Annotated in this window: 23 protein-coding genes and 1 riboswitch; of the genes, 13 read left to right on the top strand and 10 right to left on the bottom strand. The window is 70.4% G+C overall.

The features are described from left to right. Positions 1-24: 24 nt before the first annotated feature. Together scpB and ACK8OU_RS09290 are read right to left on the bottom strand one after the other, a co-directional pair. The gene (gene scpB, locus ACK8OU_RS09295; RefSeq protein WP_410303100.1) at positions 25-621 is read right to left on the bottom strand and encodes an SMC-Scp complex subunit ScpB; all 597 of its coding nucleotides are present in this window, start codon (positions 619-621) and stop codon (positions 25-27) included. 2 nt (positions 622-623) lie between these two features. Continuing rightward, positions 624-1,514: a DUF1403 family protein gene (locus tag ACK8OU_RS09290; RefSeq protein ID WP_410303099.1), complete on the bottom strand. Its 891-nt coding sequence runs from the start codon at positions 1,512-1,514 to the stop codon at positions 624-626. Between the two features lie 126 nt (positions 1,515-1,640). Between ACK8OU_RS09290 and ACK8OU_RS09285 the strand changes: the two genes are divergently transcribed. Then, positions 1,641-2,444 carry a tyrosine-type recombinase/integrase gene (locus tag ACK8OU_RS09285; protein ID WP_410303098.1) on the top strand — a complete coding sequence of 268 codons (804 nt, stop codon included), beginning with the start codon at positions 1,641-1,643 and terminating at the stop codon, positions 2,442-2,444. A 33-nt stretch (positions 2,445-2,477) separates the two neighbouring features. On the opposite strand, the gene ACK8OU_RS09280 is transcribed toward ACK8OU_RS09285, so the two are convergent. Beyond that, entirely contained in the window at positions 2,478-3,593 is a 1,116-nt protein-coding gene (locus ACK8OU_RS09280) for a ParB/RepB/Spo0J family partition protein (RefSeq protein WP_410303097.1), read from the bottom strand. Further along, entirely contained in the window at positions 3,590-4,897 is a 1,308-nt protein-coding gene (locus tag ACK8OU_RS09275; protein WP_410303096.1) for an AAA family ATPase, read from the bottom strand. The genes ACK8OU_RS09280 and ACK8OU_RS09275 overlap by 4 nt, the downstream gene beginning before the upstream one ends. Before the next feature lie 465 nt (positions 4,898-5,362). Here ACK8OU_RS09275 and ACK8OU_RS09270 point away from each other — a divergent pair, with 465 nt between their 5' ends. Beyond that, entirely contained in the window at positions 5,363-6,034 is a 672-nt protein-coding gene (locus ACK8OU_RS09270) for a hypothetical protein (protein ID WP_410303095.1), read from the top strand. Positions 6,035-6,077: 43 nt separating this feature from the next. On the opposite strand, the gene ACK8OU_RS09265 is transcribed toward ACK8OU_RS09270, so the two are convergent. After that, complete coding sequence (locus tag ACK8OU_RS09265; protein WP_410303094.1) at positions 6,078-7,496, bottom strand: dihydrolipoyl dehydrogenase; 1,419 nt, start codon at positions 7,494-7,496, stop codon at positions 6,078-6,080. Positions 7,497-7,501: 5 nt separating this feature from the next. Between ACK8OU_RS09265 and ACK8OU_RS09260 the strand changes: the two genes are divergently transcribed. After that, complete coding sequence (locus ACK8OU_RS09260; protein ID WP_410303093.1) at positions 7,502-9,415, top strand: SLC13 family permease; 1,914 nt, start codon at positions 7,502-7,504, stop codon at positions 9,413-9,415. On the opposite strand, the gene ACK8OU_RS09255 is transcribed toward ACK8OU_RS09260, so the two are convergent. The 3 genes from ACK8OU_RS09255 to cobU are packed head-to-tail and all read right to left on the bottom strand — an operon-like array spanning position 9,412 to position 11,689. Continuing rightward, complete coding sequence (locus tag ACK8OU_RS09255; protein WP_410303092.1) at positions 9,412-10,185, bottom strand: adenosylcobinamide-GDP ribazoletransferase; 774 nt, start codon at positions 10,183-10,185, stop codon at positions 9,412-9,414. The two genes, ACK8OU_RS09260 and ACK8OU_RS09255, sit on opposite strands and share 4 nt — an antisense overlap. Next, entirely contained in the window at positions 10,182-11,189 is a 1,008-nt protein-coding gene (gene cobT, locus ACK8OU_RS09250) for a nicotinate-nucleotide--dimethylbenzimidazole phosphoribosyltransferase (RefSeq protein WP_410303091.1), read from the bottom strand. The genes ACK8OU_RS09255 and cobT overlap by 4 nt, the downstream gene beginning before the upstream one ends. Then, the gene (gene cobU, locus ACK8OU_RS09245) at positions 11,186-11,689 is read right to left on the bottom strand and encodes a bifunctional adenosylcobinamide kinase/adenosylcobinamide-phosphate guanylyltransferase (protein WP_410303090.1); all 504 of its coding nucleotides are present in this window, start codon (positions 11,687-11,689) and stop codon (positions 11,186-11,188) included. Before cobU ends, cobT begins: the two co-directional genes overlap by 4 nt. Positions 11,690-11,783: 94 nt before the next feature. On the opposite strand from cobU, the gene ACK8OU_RS09240 reads away from it, so the two are divergent. The 5 genes from ACK8OU_RS09240 to bluB are packed head-to-tail and all read left to right on the top strand — an operon-like array spanning position 11,784 to position 15,646. After that, positions 11,784-12,332 (top strand): histidine phosphatase family protein, encoded by a 549-nt coding sequence (locus ACK8OU_RS09240; RefSeq protein ID WP_410303089.1) that lies wholly within the window; start codon positions 11,784-11,786, stop codon positions 12,330-12,332. Further along, positions 12,329-13,126 (top strand): propanediol utilization protein, encoded by a 798-nt coding sequence (locus ACK8OU_RS09235; RefSeq protein ID WP_410303088.1) that lies wholly within the window; start codon positions 12,329-12,331, stop codon positions 13,124-13,126. Before ACK8OU_RS09240 ends, ACK8OU_RS09235 begins: the two co-directional genes overlap by 4 nt. After that, on the top strand, positions 13,123-14,061 hold the full coding sequence (gene cbiB, locus ACK8OU_RS09230) for an adenosylcobinamide-phosphate synthase CbiB (RefSeq protein WP_410303087.1): 939 nt from the start codon (positions 13,123-13,125) through the stop codon (positions 14,059-14,061). The genes ACK8OU_RS09235 and cbiB overlap by 4 nt, the downstream gene beginning before the upstream one ends. Then, positions 14,061-15,026, top strand: coding sequence for a threonine-phosphate decarboxylase CobD (gene cobD / locus ACK8OU_RS09225; RefSeq protein ID WP_410303086.1), 966 nt, complete (start codon positions 14,061-14,063; stop codon positions 15,024-15,026). Before cbiB ends, cobD begins: the two co-directional genes overlap by 1 nt. After that, positions 15,023-15,646 (top strand): 5,6-dimethylbenzimidazole synthase, encoded by a 624-nt coding sequence (gene bluB / locus ACK8OU_RS09220; protein WP_410303085.1) that lies wholly within the window; start codon positions 15,023-15,025, stop codon positions 15,644-15,646. Before cobD ends, bluB begins: the two co-directional genes overlap by 4 nt. Here bluB and ACK8OU_RS09215 read toward each other — a convergent pair. Together ACK8OU_RS09215 and cobO are read right to left on the bottom strand one after the other, a co-directional pair. After that, positions 15,643-17,088 (bottom strand): cobyric acid synthase, encoded by a 1,446-nt coding sequence (locus ACK8OU_RS09215; protein WP_410303084.1) that lies wholly within the window; start codon positions 17,086-17,088, stop codon positions 15,643-15,645. The two genes, bluB and ACK8OU_RS09215, sit on opposite strands and share 4 nt — an antisense overlap. A 264-nt stretch (positions 17,089-17,352) precedes the next feature. Then, complete coding sequence (gene cobO, locus ACK8OU_RS09210) at positions 17,353-17,994, bottom strand: cob(I)yrinic acid a,c-diamide adenosyltransferase (RefSeq protein WP_410303083.1); 642 nt, start codon at positions 17,992-17,994, stop codon at positions 17,353-17,355. A 41-nt stretch (positions 17,995-18,035) separates the two neighbouring features. Beyond that, positions 18,036-18,244, top strand: a riboswitch (cobalamin riboswitch). A gap of 93 nt (positions 18,245-18,337) precedes the next feature. On the opposite strand from cobO, the gene ACK8OU_RS09205 reads away from it, so the two are divergent. Genes ACK8OU_RS09205 through ACK8OU_RS09185 form a run of 5 tightly spaced genes read left to right on the top strand, consistent with a single transcriptional unit; the run spans position 18,338 to position 24,761 of the window. Then, positions 18,338-18,706, top strand: a complete 369-nt coding sequence (locus ACK8OU_RS09205; protein WP_410303082.1) for a DUF1636 family protein — start codon at positions 18,338-18,340, stop codon at positions 18,704-18,706. Positions 18,707-18,709: 3 nt separating this feature from the next. Then, positions 18,710-19,756 carry a cobalamin biosynthesis protein CobW gene (cobW, locus tag ACK8OU_RS09200; RefSeq protein ID WP_410303081.1) on the top strand — a complete coding sequence of 349 codons (1,047 nt, stop codon included), beginning with the start codon at positions 18,710-18,712 and terminating at the stop codon, positions 19,754-19,756. Continuing rightward, on the top strand, positions 19,756-22,998 hold the full coding sequence (gene cobN / locus ACK8OU_RS09195; protein ID WP_410303080.1) for a cobaltochelatase subunit CobN: 3,243 nt from the start codon (positions 19,756-19,758) through the stop codon (positions 22,996-22,998). Before cobW ends, cobN begins: the two co-directional genes overlap by 1 nt. After that, positions 22,995-24,131 carry a precorrin-3B synthase gene (gene cobG, locus ACK8OU_RS09190; RefSeq protein ID WP_410303079.1) on the top strand — a complete coding sequence of 379 codons (1,137 nt, stop codon included), beginning with the start codon at positions 22,995-22,997 and terminating at the stop codon, positions 24,129-24,131. Before cobN ends, cobG begins: the two co-directional genes overlap by 4 nt. Further along, positions 24,132-24,761, top strand: coding sequence for a precorrin-8X methylmutase (locus ACK8OU_RS09185; protein WP_410303078.1), 630 nt, complete (start codon positions 24,132-24,134; stop codon positions 24,759-24,761). Position 24,762: the final 1 nt, after the last annotated feature.

Here is a 24,762-nt window from a genome sequence, read left to right as displayed (position 1 = left end):
AACTTTCATGACAGCGCCCCGCACTCAGCGCGCGGCAAGCCCGGCATCGGCCATCTGCTCGGGGTCCGGCAGATCGCGCAGACTTTCCAGCCCAAAGGCCGCCAGAAAGGTGTCCGTGGTGACAAAGGTATAGGGCGCGCCGCGCCGGGGTTCGCGCGGGCCCGTACCGATCAGCTTGCGTTCGGCCAACCGCCCGATCAGGTCGCGGCTGATCTCTTTCCCGAACACATCCTTCAACCCGTCACGGCTGATCGGCTGGTAATAGGCAATGGCGGCCAGCACGGCCAGATCGAATTCGTTCAGGTCCAGCAGCTGCCCCCCCACATCTGCCGCCACCCGGATCGCGGGGGCATAGGCGGCCCGGGTGCGCAGCATCCAGCCCGTGCCGACCTGCGCCACCTCATAGGGGCGACCCTCCAGATCGATCGCCAGATCCTCGATCAGCAGATCGACCGATGCCCCCTGCCCCACCACCCGCGCCAGATCGTCGCGCGCCACCGGCGTGGCGGTGGCGAACAGCACGGCCTCGATCCGCCGCATCCATTCGCGCCACCGCAAATCCGGCGGCAGATCGGCCAGGTCCCGGTCCAGCCCGGGGGGCGGTCGCTTGCGGCCCGCCATGATCACACCCCATACAGGCGGAACGTGTCCCGCCCGGTCAGTTCGCGGATGACGCCAAGCGCCACCAGCCGGTCGCACAGCCGCCGCGCCGCACGGTCCGACATGAACGCGCCCAGGGCAGCCGGCGCAACCGCGTCACGCGACAGGAACAGATCGACAGCCTGCCCCGCCCCCTTTGCCCGCAGCTTCGGAACGACCGCCTGCAGCCGGGCGCCGCGCCGTGCCAGATCGGCGGCCAAAGGCACCGCCTGCCGCGCCCCCGCCACGGCGGCGCGGTGGCACGCCAGACGCAGGTCATCGCCCCGCAGCCGCAGCTCGCGCGACTTCAGGCCCAGCGACAAAAGCGGCAGGATGTGATCCTGGCCAGTGGCTTTCGCCAGCACCGCATCGGCCAGGATCAGCGCCGCCGTCTCGGCGCGCGGCTGATCGCCCAGCACCGCCTCGATCACCCCCGCGGCCCGCTCGATCGGGTTGCCACCCGCCGCGCCCAGGCAAAGGGCGATCTGCGCCTCGGGCACGCCGTCAAGCACCTGGTTCAGATGCGGGGCCGAAATCGGCCGCGCCACCGCACGGGACCATTGCCGCAACACCACCCCCACCGGCCCCGGATGATCGCCGGGCCGGGTCAGATGCAGCGCATCGCGCAGCGCCCCCGGCCCCTCATGCCGCCCGGAAAGGCGGGCGCACCCCTCGGCCGCGGCCAGCGCCAGCCGGTCACGCCACAGCGCCCGCGGCACGTCGGCCACCGCCGCCACAAGATGCAGATGCGCCAGCACCGCACCGGACCGAAACGCCGCATCCTCGGGGCCACCCGGGACATGCCCGGTGATCCAGCCCGGGATCGGCAGGCTGAAACTGGTGTGCGTTACGGAATCGGGATGGGATCGCAGCATGTGCGAAGCCTACCCCAAGGCGGCGCTTTTGCCCAGACATGATCGTCATAACCGCCGCTTTGTTGGTAACTTTGCTATGTCCGATAATCTTGCCTTATCCGATCCGAAACGCCTATGCTGCCCAGCATGGAAGATCCGCACCCCAAACACCCCGCCACCGGCAACACCTTGCGGGCCTATACCCGGGACTGGGCGCATTTCGCCCGCTGGTGCCGGATGCGCGGGGCCGATCCGCTGCCGCCCGCGGCCACGCTTATCGGCCGTTACATCGCCGATCTGGCGGCCCCGCAGGACAAGACCCCCGCCCTGTCTGTCGCCTCGATCGAACGGCGCCTGTCGGGCCTGGCCTGGGGCTATGCGCAGCGCGGGCTGCGGCTTGACCGCGCGGACCGCGGCATCGCCGGGCCCCTTGCCGACATCCGCCGCGAACATCGCCGCCCGCCAACCCGAAGGCAGGCGATCCAGCCCGCGGACATCCGCGCCATGATCGCCACCCTGCCCCATGACCTGCGCGGCCTGCGCGACCGCGCGATCCTGCTGATCGGCGTTGCGGGCGGCTTGCGCCGGTCTGAAATCGTCAGCCTGGACCACGGCCGGGACGATACCGCCGACCAGCGCGGCTGGGTCGAGATCCACGACGATGGCGCCCGCATGGTCCTGCGCGGCAGGACCGGCTGGCGCGAAATCGGGATCGCCCGCACCCCCGACAAGCAGACCTGCCCGGTCCACGCCCTGACCCGGTGGCTGCACTACGGCCGCATTGCCGCCGGCCCGCTTTTCGTTGCCGTGTCGCGCGACGGACGAAAGACCACCGGCAGGCGGCTGTCTGACAAGCACATCGCGCGGCTGATCAAGCGGACGGCCGGGGATGCCGGCCTGCGCGCGGGCCCGACCCATGGCGATCATCCCGACCGCATCGGCGACCCCTGATCCGCGGGGAACATATCTTCCCCGCGGGGAAGATCACCCCAGACGGTCCAGCATCGCCTGCACCGCCCGTTCCAGAAGCCGCCGGTCCAGCGCCGAGAAATCGCGATCCAGCCGCACCTCCAGCCGGCCATTCGCGGCGGTGCACTTCGCCGTGCCCTGCGGCGCGGCAACCTGAAACGTGGTCTTGGCCCGCCCCACACGGGGCGCCCCGCCCGGCGCCTTTGGCGGCGCGACATCTTCATCGGGCGCATCGCCCAGCCCCGCGGCGCGACGCAGGATTTCCAGTTCATCGGCAACGGAACGATTGTCAAAGCCCTTCAGCGCGGCGCGGATCTGCACCGCCACCTCGGGCCGTTCATCCAGCGCCCCCGACAGCTTCAACCCCAGCGCGCGGGGGATATGCTGCATGAAGCGCAGATCATCGCCCAGCCGTTCGACCAACCGGATGAAGCCGCGAATATAGCTGCGCTTCTGATAGCCCGCCGATTGAAACAGCTGCGCCACGGCCCTGTCGGGGTCATTCTCGGCGGTGGACGGATCGCGCGCATAGTTCAGCGCCAGCGCCGCCATTTCCGCAAAGGAAATATCCTTGCGCACCAGGTTTTCATCCACCATGCGCCGGTAAAGCGTTTCGATACCTTCCCCGCGGGGAAGAATGCCCGCCGGGATCGTCCCCCATCTTTCGGCATCGCCCGTTTCTTCCAGCAGCGCGCGATAGGCCGACAGCCGGCGATAGCCCTGGATCAGCTCATACCGGCCATCCTCGCGCAGCTCCAGCCGGATCGGGTTTGACAGGCCGATATCGCGGATCGAGGCGATCAGCTCGGTCAGTTCGGGGTCGTCCCCCTTGACCCGGTCGCGCGTCAGCTTCCAGGTTTCCACCCTGTCCAGCGGCACCAGGTCGACGATCAGCCCCAACCGTTTCATCCGCACATGTTCGGCGGCCAGCGCATCATTTTCGGCGCGGATCTGTTCCTCGATCGCCCGGCGGTCGCGCAGGCTTTCGGCATTTTCGGCGATGGCCGTCGCCATCGGCCCACGCCGCGCAACGCCCGGCACGGGCGCGGCCGGGGGTTCGGCGGCCTTCCCCGCGGGGAAGGTTTCCTCTTCGGGAAGGTCAATGTCGAACGTCAGGCGCTTCCTGCTCATGTCTCATCCTCCACCTGATCCCAGGCCGCCAGGAAGCAGGCCCTGAATTCATCATAGGCGCGATCAAAGCTGGCCCGCGCCCGGCGCCAGGTTTCGCGCGTCATGCTGCGATAGTCGATTTCATAGACCGATGACAGGAACCGCCCCGATTGTTCCACCGCGCGGGTCATCTCGATCGGCTGGTCACAGACCCTATCGCCGAACACCTTGCGAAACGCCTCAAACATCGCGCGGTGCAATTCATTGCCCGGTTCATACCGCGTCATCAGGAAGCGCACATCAATGAAGGCCTTGGGCAGACGCATCTTCCCCGCGGGGAAGGTTCCGTCAAAACCGGCGGACAGATCGCCAAGCGCCTCGGCCAGCTGGCCGATGAAGGATGTGGTGGAATCATATTCCCAATAGCCGGGCCCCGAGGGGATATACAGCACATCCGCCGCAAAGACCGCATTCATCGACTGATAGCCGATGGCGGGCGGGCAATCGAACAGGATCAGGTCATAGGCATCATCGGGCAGCGCATCCAGATACCGCGACACCGCGGCAAAGAACGACCAGTCGGGGTTCAGGTGGCGATACTGCGCCGAGGCGAATTCCACGAAGGCCGCATTGGCGCAGGACGGCACGATGTCGATCGTCGTCCAGGCCGTGGGCCTGATGAAATCCGACACGCGCAGATCGGCCAGGCCCAGATCGCGGATTGATGACGGCAGCCGCCGCTGGGGCAGGGCGGTCCCGCTTTCGGCCGCGCGCGGGCCCGCGTTCATGCGGTCGGTTTCGCGGATCAGGTCGCGCGCGATGATGCCCCAGACCGTCAGATCCTCGGACACGTCATGCAGGCCCATCGAATGGGTCAGCGTCGCCTGGGGGTCGAAATCCACCAGCAGAACGCGATAGCCATCCAGCGCCGCCGCATGCGCCATGTGCAGCGCCACAGTGGATTTGCCCGCGCCGCCCTTGAAGTTGGAAATCGCCACCCGGATCGCCCGCTTGCCCTTGGGCCGGCGCGGCATCAGCGTGGCGCGGTTGATCTTCATCTTGCGGCGCAGTTCATTGATCTCGGCCAGGGTGAACCACCGCTGACGGCCATCCTCTTCCACCTCGCCCCCGGGCAGGTCAGGGTCCGCCGCAAGGCGCCCGCGGAAGGTAGACTGGTTGATCTTGAAGATCAGTTCCGACACCTCCCAGCTGGAAAAGCGGCGCAACGACTTCTCATGCTCGGGCGAGAAGGTCTGCCGGCGGATATGGCTTTGCATCTTCAGCGACTGTGCCTGCAGCTGCGCGAGATCCTCATGGGTAAACATGAACGCTTCCGTTTTTGTGGACGTAGATTGTTTCGATTTCCGTAAATACGACGGATTTGCAGATATGGCAAAATCTAAGTTATAGTTGGCACAGAAACCATCCGCCCACGGCTTTGCAGGCAATTCACGCCCAAAGCCATCGAATCGGCCCCGATGCGCCGCCACCGGCATCCGGCTGCTGGTTTTCGAAATATGGGGGGACAGGACAAACCCATCTGCAACGGGTTGAGGGGACATTTCTGTCAATTGGGGGGTCATACAAGATGTCCCCTATTACCAAAGAACCTTTTTCTTTTTCATTTGAACGGGACAGGCGAGGGCTGCGCGCAATCCCGGCTTGACAGAATCGTGCCGGCGGACGCTAATGGGCATATCGGTCGGATTTGCGTTGGCTTCCCTGCGGCAATCCCGTCGAACAAGAGACCATAAGGTCCATATCCGGGGGCATCCCCAAAGGGCAGTGAGATGTTGGGCAGAAAAGCGGTCGGCCGCAATGCGGCTGTGCAGAAATACGATCTTCTGACAATTCTGGGGGTGCATGCCCTGTCCCAGGGAAAGACAGCGCAACGCCAGACGCTGCGGCTGATCTGTCTGATCACCGCGCGCTACAACTGGCAGAGCGATGAACTTTCCGTAGGCCAGGCCGAAATCGCCCGGCTGTGGTCGGTCGATACGCGAACCGTCAAGCGCGAGATGGCAAGCCTGCGCGCCAGCGGCTGGCTGGTGGAAAAGCGCGCGGCGGCGCGCGGGCGGGTCACGCTTTACGGGCTGGGGATGGCGCGGATTCTGGAAGATACCCGCCCGGCCTGGGAAAAGGTCGGCCCCGATCTTGTGGCACGGATGCAGCCCACGCCGGACCCGGCCCCCAATGGCAAGGTCATCCCGTTTCCGCAGCCGACCCTGCCGCCCGCCGATACGACCTGGGGGCAGGTGGCGGCGGTGCTTGCCGCGCAGCACCCGGCCCTTTACCGGGCCTGGTTCGAGGCCCTGCGCCCGCAGGAGGCCGCCCCCGGCCATCTGTCGCTGAAGGCGCCTTCGGGTTTTCACGCGGCCTATGTCGCCACGCATCTGCAGGCGCTGCTGGAAGATGCCGCGCGCCGGGTCTTGCCGGATCTGGAGAAGGTCGAAATCCGCTGACCACGCAAGGGCAGGCGCGCCCTTCGGGGGGACGTGGAACCGATCATTCCAGCGCCGGGTGGCCCGTGCCGGGGCACAGCGACAGATCCGATCCGGTCCTGCCCGGCACCTGGCGGGCCAGATCGCGCAGGGCGCTGCGCAGCCCCTCTTCCAGAACGGGGTGGTAGAAGGGCATCGCCAGCATTCCGGCCACGGTCAGCTGACGTTCGATCGCCAGCGCCAGCAGATGCGCCAGATGTTCGGCGGCGGGCACGCACATTTCCGCGCCCAGGATGCGGCCGCTGTTGCGGTCGGCATAGATGCGCATCAGGCCCGCGGCGGTTTCGGCGGTGCGGGCGCGGGGCTGCTTGGAAAAATCAGCCTCGGCGATGGCGCGGCGGTCTTCGCGGATTTCGGCAAAGGCCTGGCCGACGCGGGCGACCTGGGGGCTGGCAAAGACGATGCCCAGGGGCGTGCGGCGGCAATGGGCCTGCGGGGTTTCGGCCAGCGCGTTGCGCCCGGCGATATGGCCTTCGTCCGCCGCCTCGTGCATCAGCGCGCGGTAGCCATTGGCATCGCCCGCCAGATAGACCGGCAGATCGCCGATCTGCAGGGTGTCGGGATCAAAGGGCGGCATGCCGCGCCGGTCCAGCGGCAGGCCCAGCGTTTCCAGCCCCAGATCGTCGATATTGGGCCGCCGCCCGATCGCGGCCAGCACGGCATCGGCGGTAAAGCCGGTGTCGCCCGATGTGACGCGGATCGCGCCGTCATCGGTGGTGGCCAGTTCGGCGCCCGCGCCCAGATGGACGGGAAATTCCTGCCCGATCAGGGCCAGGAAGGTATCGCGCACCGCCGGGTCGGAAATGCCCGCGACCGTGTCGGCGGCGTCAAAGCCCGCGACGCTTGGCCCCAGCCGCGCCAGGGCCTGTGCCATTTCCACCCCGATCGCGCCCATGCCCACCACGGCGATGCGGCGGGGCAGGTCCCGGCATTCGAACAGGGTGTCGGTGGTCAGGATACGGTCGCCAAAGGCACGCCAGGGGGCGGGCAGGATCGGCCGGCTGCCCGGCGCCAGGATGATCGCGCGGGCCGAAATCTGTCGTCCGTTCACGGCCACCCGGTTCGGGCCCAGCAGGCGCGCGCGCCCGGAAATCGCGCGTGCGCCCAGCCGGTCTGGCGTGGCGGCGGGGCCGGCGGTGAAGCCGTCGCGCAGGCGGCGCACGCGGGCCAGCACCGCGGGAATGTCGATGGCCAGCGACCCGGCCCCGGAAATGCCGAAGGCCGCGAAATCATGGCGGCGGTGAAAGGCGTTCGCGGCCTCGATCAGCGCCTTGGACGGCATGCAGCCCACCGCCGCGCAGGTGGTGCCCCAGTGGCCATCGTTGATCAGCAGCACGTTGCGGGTCTTGCGCTGCACCTCGGCCAGGGCGGTCAGGCCGGCGGTGCCCGATCCGATGATGACGATGTCGGCCTGTTCGGTCATGGCGGGTGCTCTGGTCTGTTGATGGGGCAGGCGTATCAGAGCCGATCCGGGCGGGCTTGTCGAGGCGGCGGGTGGCGGGGTCTTTCGCTGGCGGCGGAATCGCGCGACAAGACGGGAAGGCGACGGGGGCGATGATGCAGCGTGAACAGATCCTGATCCTGACCGTTCTGGGGGTGACGCTGGCGTTGTTCCTGTGGGGGCGGCTGCGTCATGATGCGGTGGCGCTGGGGGCGCTTCTGGCCTGCGTGATCCTTGGGCTGGTGCCGGGGCAGGGGGCCTTTGCGGGATTTGGCCATCCGGCGGTGATCACGGTGGCGGGCGTTCTGGTGCTGAGCCAGGCGCTGCAATCCTCGGGTGCGGTCGACCTGCTGGCGCGCGCGGTGCTGCCCGAAAGGGGCGGGCGGACGATCGGGTTTGCGGTGCTGCTGGGGCTGGGGGCGGCGTTGTCGGGGTTCATGAACAATGTGGGTGCGATGGCGTTGCTGATGCCGGTGGCGGTGCGCTTTGCGGCCAGCCACGATCTGGCGCCGGGGCAGGTGCTGATGCCGCTGGCCTTTGGCACGATCCTGGGGGGGATGACCACGCTGGTGGGCACGCCGCCGAACCTGATCGTGGCGGGGTTCCGCGCCGAGGCGGGGCCGGGCGCATTCGGGATGTTCGATTTCACCCCGGTGGGGCTTGCCGTGGCGCTGGCGGGGCTGGTGTTCGTGGTCACGCTGGGCTGGCGGCTGGTGCCGGTGCGTGAAACGACCGATACCGAAGGCTTTGAGACCGGCGCCTACATGACCGAGGCGCGGGTGCCCGAGGCCAGCCGTGCCGCCGGCATGACGCTGCGCGCGGTCGAGGATGTGCTGGGTGCGGATGCGCAGGTGATCGGGTTGATCCGCAATGAGGTGCGCATCACCGCCCCGCATGGTGCGCGCAAGCTGAAGGCGGGCGACATTCTGGTGCTGGAGGCCGAGGCCGCCAGGCTGGGCAAGGCGCTGGCGGAATTGGGGCTGGAGCTGGAGGAGCGGGGGTCGAGTTCCGATGACGGCGAGGGGCCGCAGACCGCCGAGGCGGGGCCGATTGCGTTGCGCGAACTGGTGGTGCGACCGACCTCGGCGCTGATCGGGCGGTCGGCCAGCGATCTGCGGTTGCGCACGCGCCACGGGCTGAATCTGCTGGCGGTGGCGCGCGACGGCCAGCGCACGCGCGGGCGGCTGCGCAGCCTGCGGCTGCGGTCGGGGGATCTGTTGCTGATGCAGGGCCCGGAAGAGGCGATCGCGGGCTTTGCCGAGGAACATGGCTGTGTGCCGCTGGCGCTGCGGGAATTGCGGCTGCCGGAACGGGGCAAGGCGGTGCGGGCGGCGCTGGTGATGCTGGCCGCGGTGGCGGCTGTGGCGTTCGGGCTGATCCCGGCGGCGCCGGCCTTTGCGCTGGGGGGGCTGGCGGCGGTGGCGCTGAAGGTGCTGCCCGGGCGCGAGGTCTATGGCGCGATCGACTGGCCGGTGGTGGTGTTGCTGGCCGCGCTGATCCCGGTGGCCGATGCGATGCAGACGACGGGTGTGGCCGCGCTGATCGCCGAAGGCCTGGTGCGGGGCGTGGCGCAGGGGCATGCGGTTCCGGCGCTGGCGCTGGTTCTGGTGGTGACGATGTTCCTGTCGGATGTGATGAACAATGCCGCCACCGCCGCAGTCATGAGCCCGATCGCGCTTGGCATCGCCGCGGCGCTTGGCGTCAGCGCCGACAGTTTCCTGATGGCGGTGGCGATCGGGGCGTCCTGCGCGTTTCTGACGCCGATCGGGCATCAGAACAACACGCTGATCCTGGGGCCGGGGGGCTTTCGCTTTGGCGATTACTGGCGGCTGGGGCTGGTGCTGGAGGTGTTGGTGGTGGCGGTCAGCCTGCCGCTGCTGCTGATCGTCTGGCCGCTTTAGCCCGTGGGCAGAAGTGCTGCCAGCACCAGCCAGCCGCCCAGTTCCGCGACCTGTTGCGCCGCGCCCAGCACATCGCCGGTCTGCCCGCCAAGGCGCGCCAGCGCCAGCCGCCCAAGGCCCGCGGCCAGCAGCGCCATCACCGGCAGGGCGAACAGGGCCTGCGGCACGGCGGGCAGCGCGATCAGCGCCAGCAGGGCCCCGGCCAGGACCTGACCGCCGCCGCCGCCCCGCGCGGCATGACCCAGCCCGTCGGTGCGGGCGGCGGGAAGGGCGGCCAGCAGCGCGGCGGGGGCCACCCGGCTGGCCATCGCCAGCACGATCAGCGCCGCCGCCGCCAGCCGCGGGTCATCGCCCGCCAGTGCCGCCAGCGCCTGCCAGCGCAGCCCGACCGACACGATCAGCGCCAGCACGCCATAGCTGCCGATGCGCGAATCGCGCATGATTTCCAGCCGGCGCGCGCGGTCGCGCCCGCCCCAAAGGCCATCGGCCAGATCGGCCAGCCCGTCTTCGTGCAGCGCGCCGGTGGCCAGAACCTGCCCAAGGATCGCAAGCCCCGCGGCCAGCGTGGGCGGCAGGCCAAGCGACAGGGCCGCGCCCAGCAGGCCCGCCCCGATCAGGCCGATCGCCGCGCCCGCCAGCGGAAAGGCCCACAGGCTGGCCCCGATCGGCGGGGCGGGGTCCGCCAGCCGCCCGGCGGGCAGGCGCGTCAGCAGCATCAGCGCCAGCCTTGCCTGCGCCAGCCGGGTCCGGGCCGCCCCCGCGCCGGTCATGTGTCGCTGATCCCGGCTTCGCCAAAGGTGGCCATGCCGTTGTGACATTCCAGCGCCGCGCGCAGGATGCCAAGCGCCAGCGCCGCGCCGGATCCTTCACCCAGGCGCATGTCGAATTCCAGCACCGGGGTCTTGCCAAGCGCGGCGATCAGCCGCCGGTGACCCGGTTCGGCCGAGGCATGGCCGACAAGGCAATGATCCAGCAGCCGGGGATCGGCGGCATGCAGCGTGGCGGCGGCGGCGGTGCAGATGAAGCCATCCAGGATCACCGGAATGCGCGCGGCGCGCGCGGCCAGCACCGCGCCGCAGATCGCGGCCTGTTCGCGCCCGCCAAGGGCGGCCAGCGTCCCCATCGCGGACAGGCCGGTGTGGCGCGCCAGGCCCTTGTCGATCGCGGCGATCTTGCGGGCGATGCCTTCGGCGTCGGACCCGGTGCCGGGGCCGACCCAGCCGGCGGGCGCACCGCCGAACAGCGCACAGGCCAGGGCCGCGGCGATGGTGGAATTGCCGATGCCCATTTCCCCCAGGATCAGGACGTCGGCGGCGGGGTCCACGGCGGCGGCGCCGCGGTTCATGGCCGCCAGCGTCTCGGCCGCGGTCATGGCGGGGGCGGTGGTGAAATCGGCGGTGGGGCGGTCAAGATCCAGCGCGATCACGCCCAGATCGGCGCCGTTCGCGCGGCACAGCTGGTTGATCGCGGCGCCGCCGGCCTGGAAATTGGCGACCATCTGCGCGGTCACCTCTTGCGGGTAGGGGTTGACGCCCTGGGCGCAGATGCCGTGGTTGCCGGCAAAGACCAGCGCCTGCGCGCGCGCGATGACGGGCTGCGCGGTGGCGCGCCAGGCGGCCATGAACAGGGCCAGATCCTCAAGCCGGCCCAGCGATCCGGGTGGCTTGGTCAGGTTGTTCTGGCGCGCAAGGGCGGCGGCGCGGGCGGGTTCATCCGCCGTGGGCAGGGTTTCGGCAAGGCCGGCGATCGCGGCAAGCGAGGAGATATGCATCATTTCACCTTCAGTGGCAGGCCCGCGACGGCAAGGGTGACCTCATCCGCCGCCGCGGCGACCCATTGGTTCAGATAGCCCGCCGCATCGCGGAAGTCGCGGGCCAGGCGGTTGTCGGGGACGATGCCCAGGCCGACCTCATTGGTGACAAAGACCACGGGCGATTTCTGCCGGGGCAGGGCGGCCAGCAGCGCCTGCGCCGCCGCGCGCCAGTCATGCCCGCCCAGCATCAGGTTGGTCAGCCACAGCGTCAGGCAATCGACCAGCCGTGGCCGGCCATCGGTGGCCGCCAGCGCGCCGACCAGATCCAGCGGTTCGGCATGGGTCGTCCAGTCGGCCCCGCGCCGGGCCTGATGGGTGGCGATGCGATCGGCCATTTCGCTGTCAAAGGCCTGCGCGGTCGCGATATAGGCCGCGGGGCGGCCCAGCGACAGGGTGCGCGCCTCGGCCAGGGTGCTTTTGCCGGATCGGGCGCCGCCGGTGATCAGGATGATGCGTGTCATCGTGCCTCTTGTTCCTTGCGCGCTGACAAAGCAGAAATGGCGCCGACACGGAAGGAGAAATGCGACGATGCGGGCAGGGGGGGCGAGCGAACTGATGCTGATCCGCCATGCGCCGGCGCTTGATGGCAGGCGGCTGGCGGGGCGGCGCGACGTGGCGGCCGATCTGTCGGGCGCGGCGGCGCTGGCGGGGGTGCGCGCGGCGGTGGGGGATGTGGCGGTGGTGGCCAGCCCCGCGCTGCGCTGTCGCCAGACCGCGGGCGCGCTGTGGCCCGGTATGGCGCCGCAACTGGACCCGCGCCTGTGGGAACAGGATTTCGGCAGCTGGGAGGGGATGGCCTATGCCGATCTGCCCGATCTGGGCGATCTGACGGCGCAGGCCCTGGCCGCGCATCGCCCGCCGGGGGGCGAAAGTTTTGCCGATCTGTGCGCCCGCGTGGCGCCGGCGCTGGACGCCGCGGTGGCCCTGGGTGGCCGGGTCGCGGTGGTGGCCCATGCGGGCGTGGTGCGCGCGGCGCTGGCGCGGGCCACGGGTGCGGTGCCCGGGGCGCTGGCGTTCCAGGTGGCGCCGCTGTCGCTGACGCGCATTCTGGCGCTGCCCGGTGGTGCCTGGGCGGTGGCCGAGGTCAACCGGGTCTTTGCATGACGGGGGGGCAACGGGTTGCGGGGCATTTCGGGGAATGGATGCAGGGGCGGCTGGGGCCGGCGGGTCCGGTCGTCCTGATCACGATGCCGGCGCCGGATCTGGGCGTTCTGGCGTGGCACCGGCCGGGCGTGGGGCTGGCGCTGCATGGCGCGGGGATCAGCCCGGCGCGGGCGCGGGTCTTTCTGGCGCGGCTGGGCCTGTCGCTGCGCGGGCGCGTGGTGATGCGGGCGCGGGTGGCGCCGGGTCTGGGCACGGGGGTGTCCACCGCCAGCCTTGTGGCGCTGGCGCGGCTGGCGGGCTGGAACGGGCCGGCGGGGGTTCTGGCGCGGGCCTGCGTCGGGGCCGAGGGCGCGTCGGACCCGCTGATGTTTGCCGCGCCCGAGCGGCAGCTTTGGGCGTCGCGCGACGGGCGGATCGTGGCGGCGCTGCCCGCGCTGCCGCGCCATGAGGTGCTGGGCGGGTTCTGGGGCGGGCCGGTGCGGACCCGGGCCGCGGATCAGGCCTTTCCCGACATCAGTGACCTTGTGGCGCGCTGGCAGGGCACGCGCGATCTGGCCGGGTTTGCGGCGCTGGCCAGCGAAAGTGCCGCGCGCAGCCTTGCCATGCGCGGGCCTTTGGGCGATCCGGTGGCGGGGCTTGCGGTGCGGCTGGGGGCGCTTGGCTGGATGCGGGCGCATACCGGGGCGGCGCGGGGCCTGATCTTTGCGCCCGGCACCGTGCCGCCGGGGGCGGGGGCGGCGCTGCGGGCGGCGGGGTTGCGCGGGCTGATCCGGTTTCGGGGGGGGATGGGATGAGTTTTGCCGCGATGATGCTGGTGGCCATGGGCCTGGATCTGCTGCTGGGCTGGCCTGCCGCGCTTTATGCGCGCATCGGGCATCCGGTGACCTGGATCGGCGCGCTGATCGGTGTGCTGGACCGGCGCTGGAATGTTGCGGGCAGGTGGCGGCGGGGGCGCGGGGTGGCGGCGGCCGGGGTGGCCATCGGCCTTGCCGCGCTGGCGGGGCTGGTGGCGCAGGCCGCGCTGCCCGCGGGCTGGCCGGGGATTGTCATCGGCGGGGTTCTGGCCTGGCCGCTGGTGGCGCTGCGTTCGATGCACGATCATGTGGCGGCGGTGGCGCGGCCCCTGGCGGCGGGCGATCTGCAAGCCGCGCGGGGGGCGGTCGCGATGATCGTGGGGCGTGATCCGGCGCAGCTGGATCACGCGGGGGTCGCGCGCGCCGCCCTGGAAAGCCTGGCCGAGAACAGTTCCGACGGGATCGTGGCGCCGCTGTTCTGGGGCGTGGTGGCGGGCCTGCCGGGGATTGCGGCCTACAAGGCGATCAACACGCTGGATTCGATGATTGGTCACCGCACCCCCCGGCATGAGGCGTTTGGCTGGGCCTCGGCCCGGATCGACGATGGCGCGAACCTGATCCCGGCGCGGCTGACCGGGGTGATCTTTGCCGCGGTCTCGGGCCGGTCGCGGGGGGCGCTGGCGGTGATGGGCCGCGATGCGCGGGCGCACCGGTCGCCCAATGCCGGCTGGCCCGAGGCGGCGATGGCGGGCGCGCTGGGGGTGCGGCTGTCGGGGCCGCGGATCTATGGCGACCGGGTGGCGGATGAACCCTGGCTGAACGGGGCCTGCCCGGACCCCACGCCCGCCGATCTGTGCCGGGGGCTTGCGCTTTACGTCCGCGCGATGTTGGCTTTGGCGGCGCTGATCGGGGCGCTGGCCTGGATGGGGATGTGATGCGCGATCACGGCGGCAATATTGACTGGGCAAAGGCGCGCTATGGCGGGGCGGATTGGGTCGATCTGTCCACCGGGATCAACCGCTGTCCCTGGCCGGTGCCGGACCTGCCGCGCGCGGCCTGGACCGACCTGCCCACCGCTTCGGCCAAGGCCGCGCTGATGGCCGCCGCCCGCGCGGCCTTTGGCACGGATGCGCCGGGGCTGGCGCTGGCGGGTGCGCAGGCGGCCATTCAGATGCTGCCGCGGCTGGGCCCGGTGGGGCGCGCCCGGGTGCTGGCGCCAACCTATAACGAACATGCCGCCAATCTGCGCGCCGCCGGATGGCAGGTGCAGGAGGTGGCGCGCCTGGCCGATCTGGCAGGCGCGGATCTGGCGGTGGTGGTCAACCCCAACAATCCCGATGGCCGCCGCCATGCGCCCGACGCGCTGCGCGCGCTGGCCGGGCAGGTGGGGCGGCTGGTGGTCGATGAAAGCTTTGCCGATGCCGACCCCGACCTTTCGCTGATCGCGGCGGCGGGTGGGGTGCCGGGGCTGGTCGTGCTGCGGTCCTTCGGCAAGTTCTGGGGGCTGGCGGGCCTGCGGCTGGGCTTTGCCTTTGCCGAGGCGGACACCGTGGCCCGGCTGGAGGAGATGGCCGGGCCTTGGCCGGTCTGTGGCGCCGCGCTGGAAATCGGCCGCCTGGCGCTGGCCGATGATGCCTGGCGTAGGGCCACCATCGCCCGGCTGGCGCAAGAGGCGGTGCAGATCGATGCGCTGGCCGCAACCGCAGGCTGGGCGCTGGTCGGGGGGACGGCGCTGTTTCGCACCTATGACACGCCCGATGCCGCCGCGGCGCAGGACCGGCTGGCGCGCCACCGGATCTGGAGCCGGATCTTTCCCTATTCGCCCCGCTGGATCAGGCTTGGCCTGCCCGGAAGCACGGCGGAATGGGACCGGCTGGCCCGCGCGCTGGCCACGCCATGATCTTCGGTCCCGAAGACCGCGAGACGCTGCGCGCCATCCTGCGCTGGCGGCGCGATGTGCGCCATTTCCGCCCCGATCCGGTGCCCGCGCCGGTTCTGCACGGGCTTGTCGCGGCGATGGATGCCGCGCCTTCGGTGGGCAATGCGCGGCCCTGGCGGGTGATCCGGGTGCGCGATTGCGCGCTGCGCGCGGCCGTGCGGGCCGAATTCGCGCGCTGCAACGCCGCGGCGGCGCAGGGCTATGCCGGCGCACGGCGCGACAGCTATGCCGCGCTGAAGCTGGCGGGGCTGGACGCCGCGCCCGAACAGCTGGCGGTCTTTACCGTCACCGATCCGGCGGCGGGCCATGGCCTTGGCCGCGCCACCATGCCCGAAACGCTGCGCCAGTCCACTGCGATGGCGATCCACAGCCTGTGGCTGGCCGCGCGGGTGGAAAACCTTGGGCTGGGGATGGTGTCGATCCTGGACCCGCGCCGGATCGAGGCTATCTTTGCCGTGCCGCCGGATTGGGAATTCGCGGCCTATCTGTGCCTGGGCTATCCGGAATTCACCGATGACACGCCGCTGCTGCATCGCGCGGGCTGGCAGGAAAACCTGCCCAGCTGGTGGCAGGACCGCTAACGCGCCAAGGCCAGAAGGCCCGGCACATCCAGATGCGCCTCAAGATGATCGGCCAGCGCCTCCAGCGTCTGGTCGACCACCGCGGCATGCGATTGCCCCGATGCCTGCGCCCCCCACTGCGCAAGACAGGCCGCGCGAAAGGCATCGGCGGCGAAAAGCCCGTGCAGATAGCTGCCCGTGACGCGGCCACAGGCCGAGATTGCGCCTTCGGGCTGGCCATCGATCCAGGCGAAGGGGCGCGCGCGATCCGGGCCAGCGGTCGCGCCGATATGGATCTCATAGCCCTCGACCGCCAGCCCGGTCGCGGCATGGCGCGCATGGGTGCGGGTCAGCCGCTTGTCGGGCGTCATCACGGTTGTCACGTCCAGAAGCCCCAGGCCCGGGGTCTCACCGGGCGGGCCCTCGATCCCGTCGGGGTCGGCGACGGACTGGCCCAGCATCTGATAGCCGCCGCAGATGCCCAGCACATGCCCGCCGCGCCGGTAATGCGCGATCAGGTCGATGTCCCAGCCCTGGGCACGCAGGAAATCCAGATCGGCGCGGGTCGATTTGGTGCCGGGCAGGATCACCAGCCGCGCATCCGCCGGGATCGGCTGGCCGGGGCGGACCATCACCAGCGACACCCCGGGTTCGGCGGCCAGCGGGTCGAGATCGTCGAAATTGGCGATGCGCGACAGGGTCAGGCAGGCGATCTTGACGCCCCCCGTCGCGGGGCCCGGGGACAGATCCAGCGCATCCTCGGCCGGCAGGCGGTGGGCGGCGGGAAACCAGGGCAGCACGCCAAAGCCGCGCCAGCCGGTGCGCGCCTGGATCAGGTGGTAGCCATCGTCGAACAGTCGCGGATCGCCGCGAAACTTGTTGATCAGGAACCCCGCGACCATCGCCGCATCGGCCGGGTCCAACACCGCCTGGGTGCCGATCATCTGCGCGATCACGCCGCCGCGGTCGATGTCGCCGGCCAGCACCACCGGCAGATCGGCGGCGCGGGCAAAGCCCATGTTGGCAATATCGCCCGCCCGCAAGTTCACCTCGGCCGGCGAGCCCGCACCCTCGACCAGCACCAGATCATAGGCCGCCGAAAGCCTGCGGAAACTGTCCAGCACCGCGCACATCAGTTGCGGTTTCAGCCGGGCATAGTCGCGCGCGCGCACGGTGGTCAGCCGCTTGCCCTGCACCACGACCTGCGAACCGACCTCGCTTTCGGGCTTCAGCAGGATCGGGTTCATGTCGGTCACCGGATCAAGCCCGCAGGCCAGCGCCTGCAACGCCTGCGCGCGCCCGATTTCGCCCCCATCGGCGGTGACGGCGGCATTGTTGGACATGTTCTGCGGCTTGAACGGCGCCACGGCGATCCCGCGCCGCCGCGCCGCCCGGCACAGTCCGGCGACCAGCATGGACTTGCCCACGTTCGACCCGGTGCCCTGGATCATCAGTGCGGTCATCGCATCCCCCCGACGTGGCAAGCTCGTTGCCTGCGGAAGCCTCCGGCGGAGGTATTTGGGGGCAAGATGAAAGCGGCAAGCGCGCATGGGCGCCGCGCCTCGGGCCGGTGATCCGGGGGAGACGCGGCGCTTTCACCTTGCGCGGTCATCGGGACCTCTCCCTGTACCGCAGCGGCAGGTTGGCCGAACATCATTAAGAAATTCCTGCTTTCATCTTGCCGGAAATACCTCGGGGGTCCGGGGGCGGCGCCCCCGGCGCGGGGATCAGAATTCCACCCCCGGCTGGCCCTTGATGCCGGACCGGAACGGGTGCTTGATCAGGGTCATCTCGGTGACCAGATCGGCGGCCTCGATCAGGCCCTCGGCGGCGTTGCGCCCGGTCAGGACGACATGGGTCAGCGGGGGCTTTTCGTGTTGCAGGAAATCCAGCACCTCGGCCAGGTCGAGATAATCGTAGCGCAGGGCGATGTTGATTTCATCCAGCAGCACCATGCGGATGTCGGGATTGCGGATCAGTTCCCTGGCCTTTTCCCAGCCGGCGCGGGCGGCGGCGATGTCGCGGTCGCGGTCCTGGGTTTCCCAGGTAAAGCCTTCGCCCATCGCGTGGAACTGGCACAGATCGCCGAAATGTTCGGTCAGCAGGCGGCGTTCGCCGGTATCCCAGGCGCCTTTGATGAATTGCACCACCGCGCAGGGCATGCCATGGGCGATGCAGCGCAGAATCATCCCGAACCCGGATGAGGATTTGCCCTTGCCCGCCCCGGTATGGACGATGATCAGCCCTTTTTCGCCCGACTTGGTGGCCATGATCTTGTCGCGCGCGGCCTTTTTTTTGGCCATTTTCGCGGCGTGGCGGCCGGCATCGGGGCTGTCGGGTCCGGGGGGGCTGTCGCTTTCGGCGGTCATTGCGGCGGTCCTCGTTCTTGACAAATGAGAGCGGCTCGCCCACTCAGGGGCCGAGCGCTGGTTCCTGTTTATGACAGGCGAAGAGGGAATGCGACAGGGTTTGCGGGCAAACCCGAAGCGCAGCCGCCCCCGCGACCGTGACCGGAAAGGTCGCCCGATGCCACTGGCCCGATCGGCCGGGAAGGCGGGCGTCCGTTGGGGAAACCCTGGATCCGCAAGCCGGGAGACCTGCCAGCGCGGGATGTTTACGGGCGGACGGGGTGTTCCGCGACCGGAGGGCAAAAGCGCGCCGCGGGCCGCCTTTGTCCCTGGCGCCGCCCTTCTGGCCCAGCAAGGAGGGGCCATGGCCGCCACGCTATACGTCTGCCAGACCTGCCGCGCCGCGGCCGGGGACGCGCCGGCTTCGGGTGCGGACGATGGGCTGCGCCCGGGCGCGCGGCTGGTTGCGGCGCTGCTGTCCGCGCCTGTGCCCGAGAGTGTGGACATCCGCCCGGTCGAATGCCTGTCGGCCTGTTCGCAGGGCTGTTCGGTCGCGCTGAGCGCGCCGGGCAAGTGGTCCTATGTCTATGGGCGGCTGTCCGAGGCCGATGCCGCGGCCATCCTGGAGGGTGCCGCACGTTATGCCGCAAGTGCCGACGGGCTTGTGCCCTGGCGCGAACGGCCCGAGATCTTTCGCAAGCAGAGCCTTGCCCGAATCCCCCCGCAGGAGTGAGCCATGTCCGATCTGACCAAAATCCCCGTCACCGTCATCACCGGCTTTCTGGGCGCGGGCAAGACCACGCTGATCCGGCATCTGATGGCCAATCCGCAGGGGCGCAGGCTGGCCGTTCTGGTCAATGAATTCGGCACCGTCGGGGTGGATGGCGAAATCCTGCGCCAATGCGCAGATGAGAACTGTCCCGACGAAAATATCGTCGAGCTGGCCAATGGCTGCATCTGCTGCACCGTGGCCGATGATTTCATCCCTACGATCGAGGCGCTGATGGCGCGTCCGGTGCGGCCCGACCACATCCTGATCGAAACCTCGGGGCTGGCGCTGCCCAAGCCGCTGCTGAAGGCTTTCGACTGGCCTGCGATCCGGTCGCGGATCACGGTGGACGGGGTGATCGCGCTGGCCGATGCCGAGGCGGTGGCGGCGGGGCGCTTTGCCCCCGATGTCGGTGCGGTTGAGGCGCAGCGCGCCGCCGATGAAAGCCTGGATCATGAAACGCCGCTGTCCGAGGTGTTCGAGGATCAGATCGCCTGTGCCGATATCGTGCTGTTGTCCAAGGCCGATCTGGCGGGTGAGGCGGGGCTTGCCGCCGCGCGCGCGGTGATCGAGGCCGAGGCGCCGCGCGCGCTGCCGATCCTGCCGCTGAGCGAAGGGGTGATCGACCCGCGGCTGATCCTGGGGCTGGGGGCCGCGGCCGAGGATGACCTGGCCGCGCGGCCCAGCCATCATGACGGCGCGGATGACCATGAACATGACGATTTCGACACGGTGGTGATCGACCTGCCCGAGGTGGCCGATCCGGCCGCGCTGGTGGCCGCGATCGAGCGGCTGGCGCGGAACCAGAAGATCCTGCGCGTCAAGGGCCATGTGGCGGTGGCAGGCAAGCCGATGCGGATGCTGGTGCAGGCGGTGGGCGAACGGGTGCGTTATCAGTTCGACCGCCCCTGGGGCGCCGATCCGCGCCGATCCGCGCTGGTGGTGATCGCGGAACATCACGATGTGGATGAGGCCGCGATCCGCGCGGTGCTGATGGAAGGTGTTGCCGGCTGATGCATGTCGTCTTCCGCGAAAGCCACGGGCTGGAGGAAACCGAGGTTCCGACCGATCTGGGGCAGCGGCCCGCGGATCTGGTGGTTCTGTCGTTTTCCGACAGTGACCTGGGCGCTTTCGCGGCCGGATGGCGGCGGGCGGGGGGGGCGCTGCCATCCCTGCGGCTGGCCAATCTGGTGGCGCTGCGGCATCCGGTTTCCGTCGATACCTATGTGGAAAACACGCTGTCGGGGGCCCGGGGCATCCTGATCCGGCTGATCGGCGGCGAGGCCTATTGGCCCTATGGGCTGGCCAGTGTGCAGGATCTGGCGCGGCGCAAGGGAATTGCGCTGGCCGTGCTGCCTGCGGACGGGCGGGCGGATGCGCGGCTGGATCAGATCTCGACGCTGCCGGTCTCGGCGTTGCGGCGGCTGAAGGACCTGTGCGATGCGGGGGGTGCTGTCGCAGCGCAGGCCGCGTTGGCGCAGCTGGCGCTGGCCTCGGGTCTTTATGCGGGGCCGGTGCCGGGGGACAAAAGCATGCCTGCGATGGGGTTTCATGACCCTGATGCGGGCGTCCTGGCTGCGCCGCCGCCATCGGGGGCGCCGCTGGCGCTGGTCAGCTTTTACCGGTCCTATCTGACGGCGGCGGATCTGGCGCCGGTCGATGCGCTGATCGCGGGGCTGCGTGCGCGGGGCTTTGCGGCCTGTGGGGTCTTTGCGCCGTCGCTGAAGGCCGCAGGCTTTGGCGAATGGCTGGAAACCGCGCTGGACGGGCGGGCGCCCGCGCTGGTGATCAATGCCACGGCCTTTTCCGCGCAGGGGGCCGATGGCGCGACGCCCTTTGACCGTTTTGCCTGCCCGGTGTTTCAGGTGGCCCTGTCTTCGGCACGGCGGCGCGATTGGGCGGGGGCGGAACGCGGCCTGTCGCCTGCCGATCTGGCGATGCATGTCGTCCTGCCCGAGGTGGACGGGCGGCTGTTTGCGGGGGTCGTGTCCTTCAAGGCGCCCGAACCGCGCGACCCCGATCTGGAATACGCGCGGTTTTCGCATCGCGCCGATGCGGGGCGGATCGCGGCGGTGCTGGACCGGGCCCTGGCCTGGCACCGGCTGGCGGTGACGCCCGCGGCGGATCGGCGGCTGGCGCTGGTGCTGTCGACCTATCCGGGCCGGCCCTGGCAGATGGCCCATGCGGTGGGGCTGGATGCGCTGGCCTCGGCCCGGGGGCTGCTGGATCAGCTGGCCGATGAGGGCCATGCGGTGGCCCCCGGCCCGGACCCCGGGGCGCTGGATACGGCGCGCATCAGCTGGCCGCTGGCCGATTATCTGGCCGCGCTGGACCGTCTTCCCGCATCGCTGCGGGCGGATCTGGCGGCGGCCTGGGGTGCGCCCGGCGATGACCCGGCCTGCCGCGATGGCGCCTTCCACTTTGCCGCGATCCGGCGCGGGGGGGTCTTGCTGGCGCTGCAGCCCGAACGCGATGCGCCCGGCGAACGCGATGAGGCCTATCACGATCTGGGCCGGGTGCCGCGCCATTCCTATGTGGCCTTTTACCTGTGGCTGCGCGCCCAGGGCATGGACGCGCTGGTCCACATGGGCGCGCATGGCACGCTGGAATGGCTGCCGGGCAAGGCGGTGGCGCTGTCCGATACCTGCTGGCCCGAGGTGTTGACCGGGCCGGTGCCGGTGATCTATCCCTTCATCGTCAATGACCCCGGCGAGGCCGCGCAGGCCAAGCGCCGGATCGGGGCGGTGACGCTGGGCCATCTGCCCCCGCCGATGGTGGCCGCAACGGTGCCCGACGGGATGGTGCGGCTGGAACGGCTGCTGGATGAATATTCCACCGCCGACGGGCTGGACCCGGCCCGGCGCGACCGGCTGATCGCCGATATCCGCGACGAGGCGCGCGCCAGCGGCGTCGAAGACGATCTGGGCATCCCCGCCGCCGCCAGCGCCGCCGAGGCGATCACCCGGATCGACCGCTTTGTCTGCGACATCAAGGAAAGCCAGTTCGGCGACGGTCTGCATGTGCTGGGGCAGGGGGCCTGCGGGGCGGCTGAACGGGCGGGGCTTTCGGCGGCGCTGGCGGGGCGGCGGGTCGCGCCGGGGCCTTCGGGCAGCCCGGCGCGGGGGCGGTCGGATGTGATGCCCACGGGGCGCAACCTGTTTTCGGTCGATCCGCGCGCGGTGCCCAGCCGCGCGGCCCATGCGCAGGGCGTGAAGCTGGCCGAAGAACTGTTGCGCCGGCATCTGCAGGATCATGGCGACTGGCCCCGGGGGATGGTCGTCGATCTGTGGGGCAGTGCCACGATGCGCACCGCGGGCGAGGAATTCGCCATGGCGTTGCATCTGGCCGGGCTGAAGCCGGTCTGGGATGAGGGTGCGGCGCGGGTGTCGGGCGTCGAGGTGGTGCCGCTGGCTTTGCTGGGGCGGCCGCGCATCGATGTGACGCTGCGGGTGTCTGGCCTGTTCCGGGATGTTTTCCCCGGCCTTGCGCAGCTGTTCGAAACCGGGGCGGCGGCGCTGGCCGCGCGGGATGAGGCGGATGAGGACAACCCCTATCTGGCCCGCGCGGCGCGGGTCTTTGGGCCGCAGCCGGGGCAATATGGGCTGGGCCTTGGCGATGTGACCGCCGATTTCACGCCCGCGTCACGCGCGGCGGCGGGTGAGGCGTGGATGGCGGCCTCCAGCTGGGCGATCGCGGCCGATGGCGGGGCGCGGCCCGACCGTGCCGGGCTGGAGGCGCGTTTGCGCCGGGCCGACAGTTTCGTTCACGCGCAGGATCTGCCCGAATCCGATCTGTTGCTGGCGGCGGATTATGCCGCGCATGAGGCGGGCTTTGCCGCGGCGCTGGCGCGGCTGGGGGCATCGGCGCCGGCGCTGTATCATCTGGATGCGACGCAGCCCGACCGCCCGCGCGCCCGCAACCTGACCGAGGAAATCGCGCGTGTGGTGCGCGCGCGCGCCGCGGCCCCCGGCTGGGCCGATGGGATGATGCGTCATGGCTATCGCGGCGCGGCCGAGATTGCGGCGACGCTGGATCATCTGGCGGCCTTTGCGCAGCTGGCCCAGGTGGTGCCCGGCCATCTGTTCGACATGTATCACGACGCGACCCTGGGCCGGGCGGAGATCGTGGATTTCATGGCGCGCGAAAACCCCGCCGCGCTGGCGGCGATGCGCGATCTGTTCCAACGGCTGGCCGCGGCGGGGCTGTGGCAGACGCGGCGCAATTCCATCGCCGCCACGCTGGAGGACGGGGCATGAGCTTTGCCGTGCAGGGTTGGTGCCCCGGCGCGCTGCGGCCGATGGCGTCGGGCGATGGGCTGGTGGTGCGGGTGCGCCCGGTGGGCGGGCGGGTCACGCCTGCGCAGGCGGCGGGGATCGCGGCGGCGGCGCGGGCGCATGGCAACGGGCGGATCGATCTGTCGGGGCGGGCCAATGTGCAGCTGCGCGGGGTCACCCCCGACAGCCACCCGCGGCTGATCGCCGATCTGGCGCGGCTGGGCCTGATCGATGCCGATCCGGCCGCCGAGGCGCGGCGCAACCTGATCGTGACGCCCTTTGCCGACGCCCGTGACGATGCCCTGGCCGCCGCGCTTGGCGCGGCGCTGGCCGGGGCGCCGGTGCTGCCGGGCAAGTTCGGCTTCATGATCGACACCGGCCCTGCGCCGGTGATGGCGGGAACGCCCGCTGATATCCGGCTGGAACGGGATGCGGATGGCGGGCTGATCCTGCGCGCGGCGGGCATGGATCTGGGCGCGCCGGTCAGTGAAAGGTCGGCCCCCGATGCGGCCATCGCGCTGGCGCGCTGGTTCGTGGCGGCGGGCGGGGTGCAGCAGGGGCGGGGCCGGATGGCGGCGTTGATCGCGCGCGGCGCCCGGCCCGAAGCGGCGCTGGCCGGCACCCTGGCGCCCGCGCCCGCAGGCCCGCAGCCGGGGCCGGGGCTGTGCCCGCAAGGCGCGCTTGTGGCTTTTGAATTCGGTCAGATGCAGGCGGAAACCTTTGCCGCCCTTGGCGCGCTGGGGCCCTTGCGGATCACGCCCTGGCGGATGGTGCTGGTCGAGGGGCTGGCCGCCATGCCGCAGCTGGCGGGGCTGATCACCGACCCCGCCGATCCGCTGTTGCGGGTCTATGCCTGCACCGGCGCGCCCGGCTGTCTGCAGGCGGCGGGGCCGGTCCGGCCGCTGGCCCGCACACTGGCGCCCCTTGTGCGCGGGGGCCGGGTGCTGCATGTGGCGGGCTGTGCCAAGGGCTGTGCCTGGCCCGCGCGTGCGGGGCTGACGCTGGTGGCGACGGCGCAAGGATTTGACCTGATCACGAATGGCACCGCCCAGGACAGCCCCGCCCGCCGCGGCCTGACCCCGGCCGACCTGCCCGATTTACCGGAGTTTTCCTGAATGCCCCATGTCTATGAAAAGGACGGCGCGAAGATCTACGAACAGTCCTTCGCCACGATCCGCGCCGAGGCCGATCTGGCCCGGTTCACCCCCGAGGAAGAGGTGGTGGTGGTGCGCATGATCCATGCCGCCGGGATGGTGGGGCTGGAACGCCATGTCCGCTTTACCCCCGGCATGGCCATTGCCGCGCGCGCCGCGCTGGAGGCGGGGGCGCCGGTCCTGTGCGATGCGCGGATGGTGTCCGAGGGGATCACCCGCGCGCGCCTGCCCGCGGGCAATGCGGTGATCTGCACCCTGCACGACCCCGCCGTGCCCGATCTGGCCCGCGCGATGGGTAACACGCGATCCGCCGCGGCGCTGGAACTGTGGCGCCCGCATCTGGCCGGGGCGGTGGTGGCGATCGGCAATGCGCCGACCGCGCTGTTTCACCTGCTGAACATGCTGGAAGACCCCGCCTGCCCGCGCCCTGCCGCGATCATCGGCTGCCCGGTGGGCTTTATCGGGGCGGCGGAATCCAAGGCTGCGCTGATCGCGGCGGCGTCGGTTCCCTGTGTGATCGTTGAGGGGCGTCTGGGCGGATCGGCCATCACGGTGGCCGCCGTCAACGCCCTTGCCAGCCGGAAGGAGTAAG

The organism is Pontitalea aquivivens (assembly GCF_046507575.1).
GTDB lineage: Bacteria > Pseudomonadota > Alphaproteobacteria > Rhodobacterales > Rhodobacteraceae > Pontitalea > Pontitalea aquivivens.
Note: the sequence above shows the minus strand (reverse complement) of the source record. Positions and strands in the feature narration are given on the sequence as shown.

Bases quoted from the DNA above. Each gene is read 5' to 3' on its own strand.
- scpB (WP_410303100.1), bottom strand. From the start codon at position 621: ATGGCGGGCCGCAAGCGACCGCCCCCCGGGCTGGACCGGGACCTGGCC.
- ACK8OU_RS09235 (WP_410303088.1), top strand. From the start codon at position 12,329: ATGACGGGGGGGCAACGGGTTGCGGGGCATTTCGGGGAATGGATGCAG.
- cobO (WP_410303083.1), bottom strand. From the start codon at position 17,994: ATGACCGCCGAAAGCGACAGCCCCCCCGGACCCGACAGCCCCGATGCC.
- cobN (WP_410303080.1), top strand. From the start codon at position 19,756: ATGCATGTCGTCTTCCGCGAAAGCCACGGGCTGGAGGAAACCGAGGTT.
- ACK8OU_RS09280 (WP_410303097.1), bottom strand. From the start codon at position 3,593: ATGAGCAGGAAGCGCCTGACGTTCGACATTGACCTTCCCGAAGAGGAA.
- ACK8OU_RS09255 (WP_410303092.1), bottom strand. From the start codon at position 10,185: ATGACCGGCGCGGGGGCGGCCCGGACCCGGCTGGCGCAGGCAAGGCTG.
- ACK8OU_RS09185 (WP_410303078.1), top strand. From the start codon at position 24,132: ATGCCCCATGTCTATGAAAAGGACGGCGCGAAGATCTACGAACAGTCC.
- ACK8OU_RS09275 (WP_410303096.1), bottom strand. From the start codon at position 4,897: ATGTTTACCCATGAGGATCTCGCGCAGCTGCAGGCACAGTCGCTGAAG.
- ACK8OU_RS09270 (WP_410303095.1), top strand. From the start codon at position 5,363: ATGTTGGGCAGAAAAGCGGTCGGCCGCAATGCGGCTGTGCAGAAATAC.
- cobG (WP_410303079.1), top strand. From the start codon at position 22,995: ATGAGCTTTGCCGTGCAGGGTTGGTGCCCCGGCGCGCTGCGGCCGATG.
- ACK8OU_RS09205 (WP_410303082.1), top strand. From the start codon at position 18,338: ATGGCCGCCACGCTATACGTCTGCCAGACCTGCCGCGCCGCGGCCGGG.
- ACK8OU_RS09240 (WP_410303089.1), top strand. From the start codon at position 11,784: ATGCTGATCCGCCATGCGCCGGCGCTTGATGGCAGGCGGCTGGCGGGG.
- cobT (WP_410303091.1), bottom strand. From the start codon at position 11,189: ATGATGCATATCTCCTCGCTTGCCGCGATCGCCGGCCTTGCCGAAACC.
- cobU (WP_410303090.1), bottom strand. From the start codon at position 11,689: ATGACACGCATCATCCTGATCACCGGCGGCGCCCGATCCGGCAAAAGC.
- cobW (WP_410303081.1), top strand. From the start codon at position 18,710: ATGTCCGATCTGACCAAAATCCCCGTCACCGTCATCACCGGCTTTCTG.
- cobD (WP_410303086.1), top strand. From the start codon at position 14,061: ATGCGCGATCACGGCGGCAATATTGACTGGGCAAAGGCGCGCTATGGC.
- ACK8OU_RS09285 (WP_410303098.1), top strand. From the start codon at position 1,641: ATGGAAGATCCGCACCCCAAACACCCCGCCACCGGCAACACCTTGCGG.
- ACK8OU_RS09215 (WP_410303084.1), bottom strand. From the start codon at position 17,088: ATGACCGCACTGATGATCCAGGGCACCGGGTCGAACGTGGGCAAGTCC.
- cbiB (WP_410303087.1), top strand. From the start codon at position 13,123: ATGAGTTTTGCCGCGATGATGCTGGTGGCCATGGGCCTGGATCTGCTG.
- ACK8OU_RS09290 (WP_410303099.1), bottom strand. From the start codon at position 1,514: ATGCTGCGATCCCATCCCGATTCCGTAACGCACACCAGTTTCAGCCTG.
- ACK8OU_RS09265 (WP_410303094.1), bottom strand. From the start codon at position 7,496: ATGACCGAACAGGCCGACATCGTCATCATCGGATCGGGCACCGCCGGC.
- bluB (WP_410303085.1), top strand. From the start codon at position 15,023: ATGATCTTCGGTCCCGAAGACCGCGAGACGCTGCGCGCCATCCTGCGC.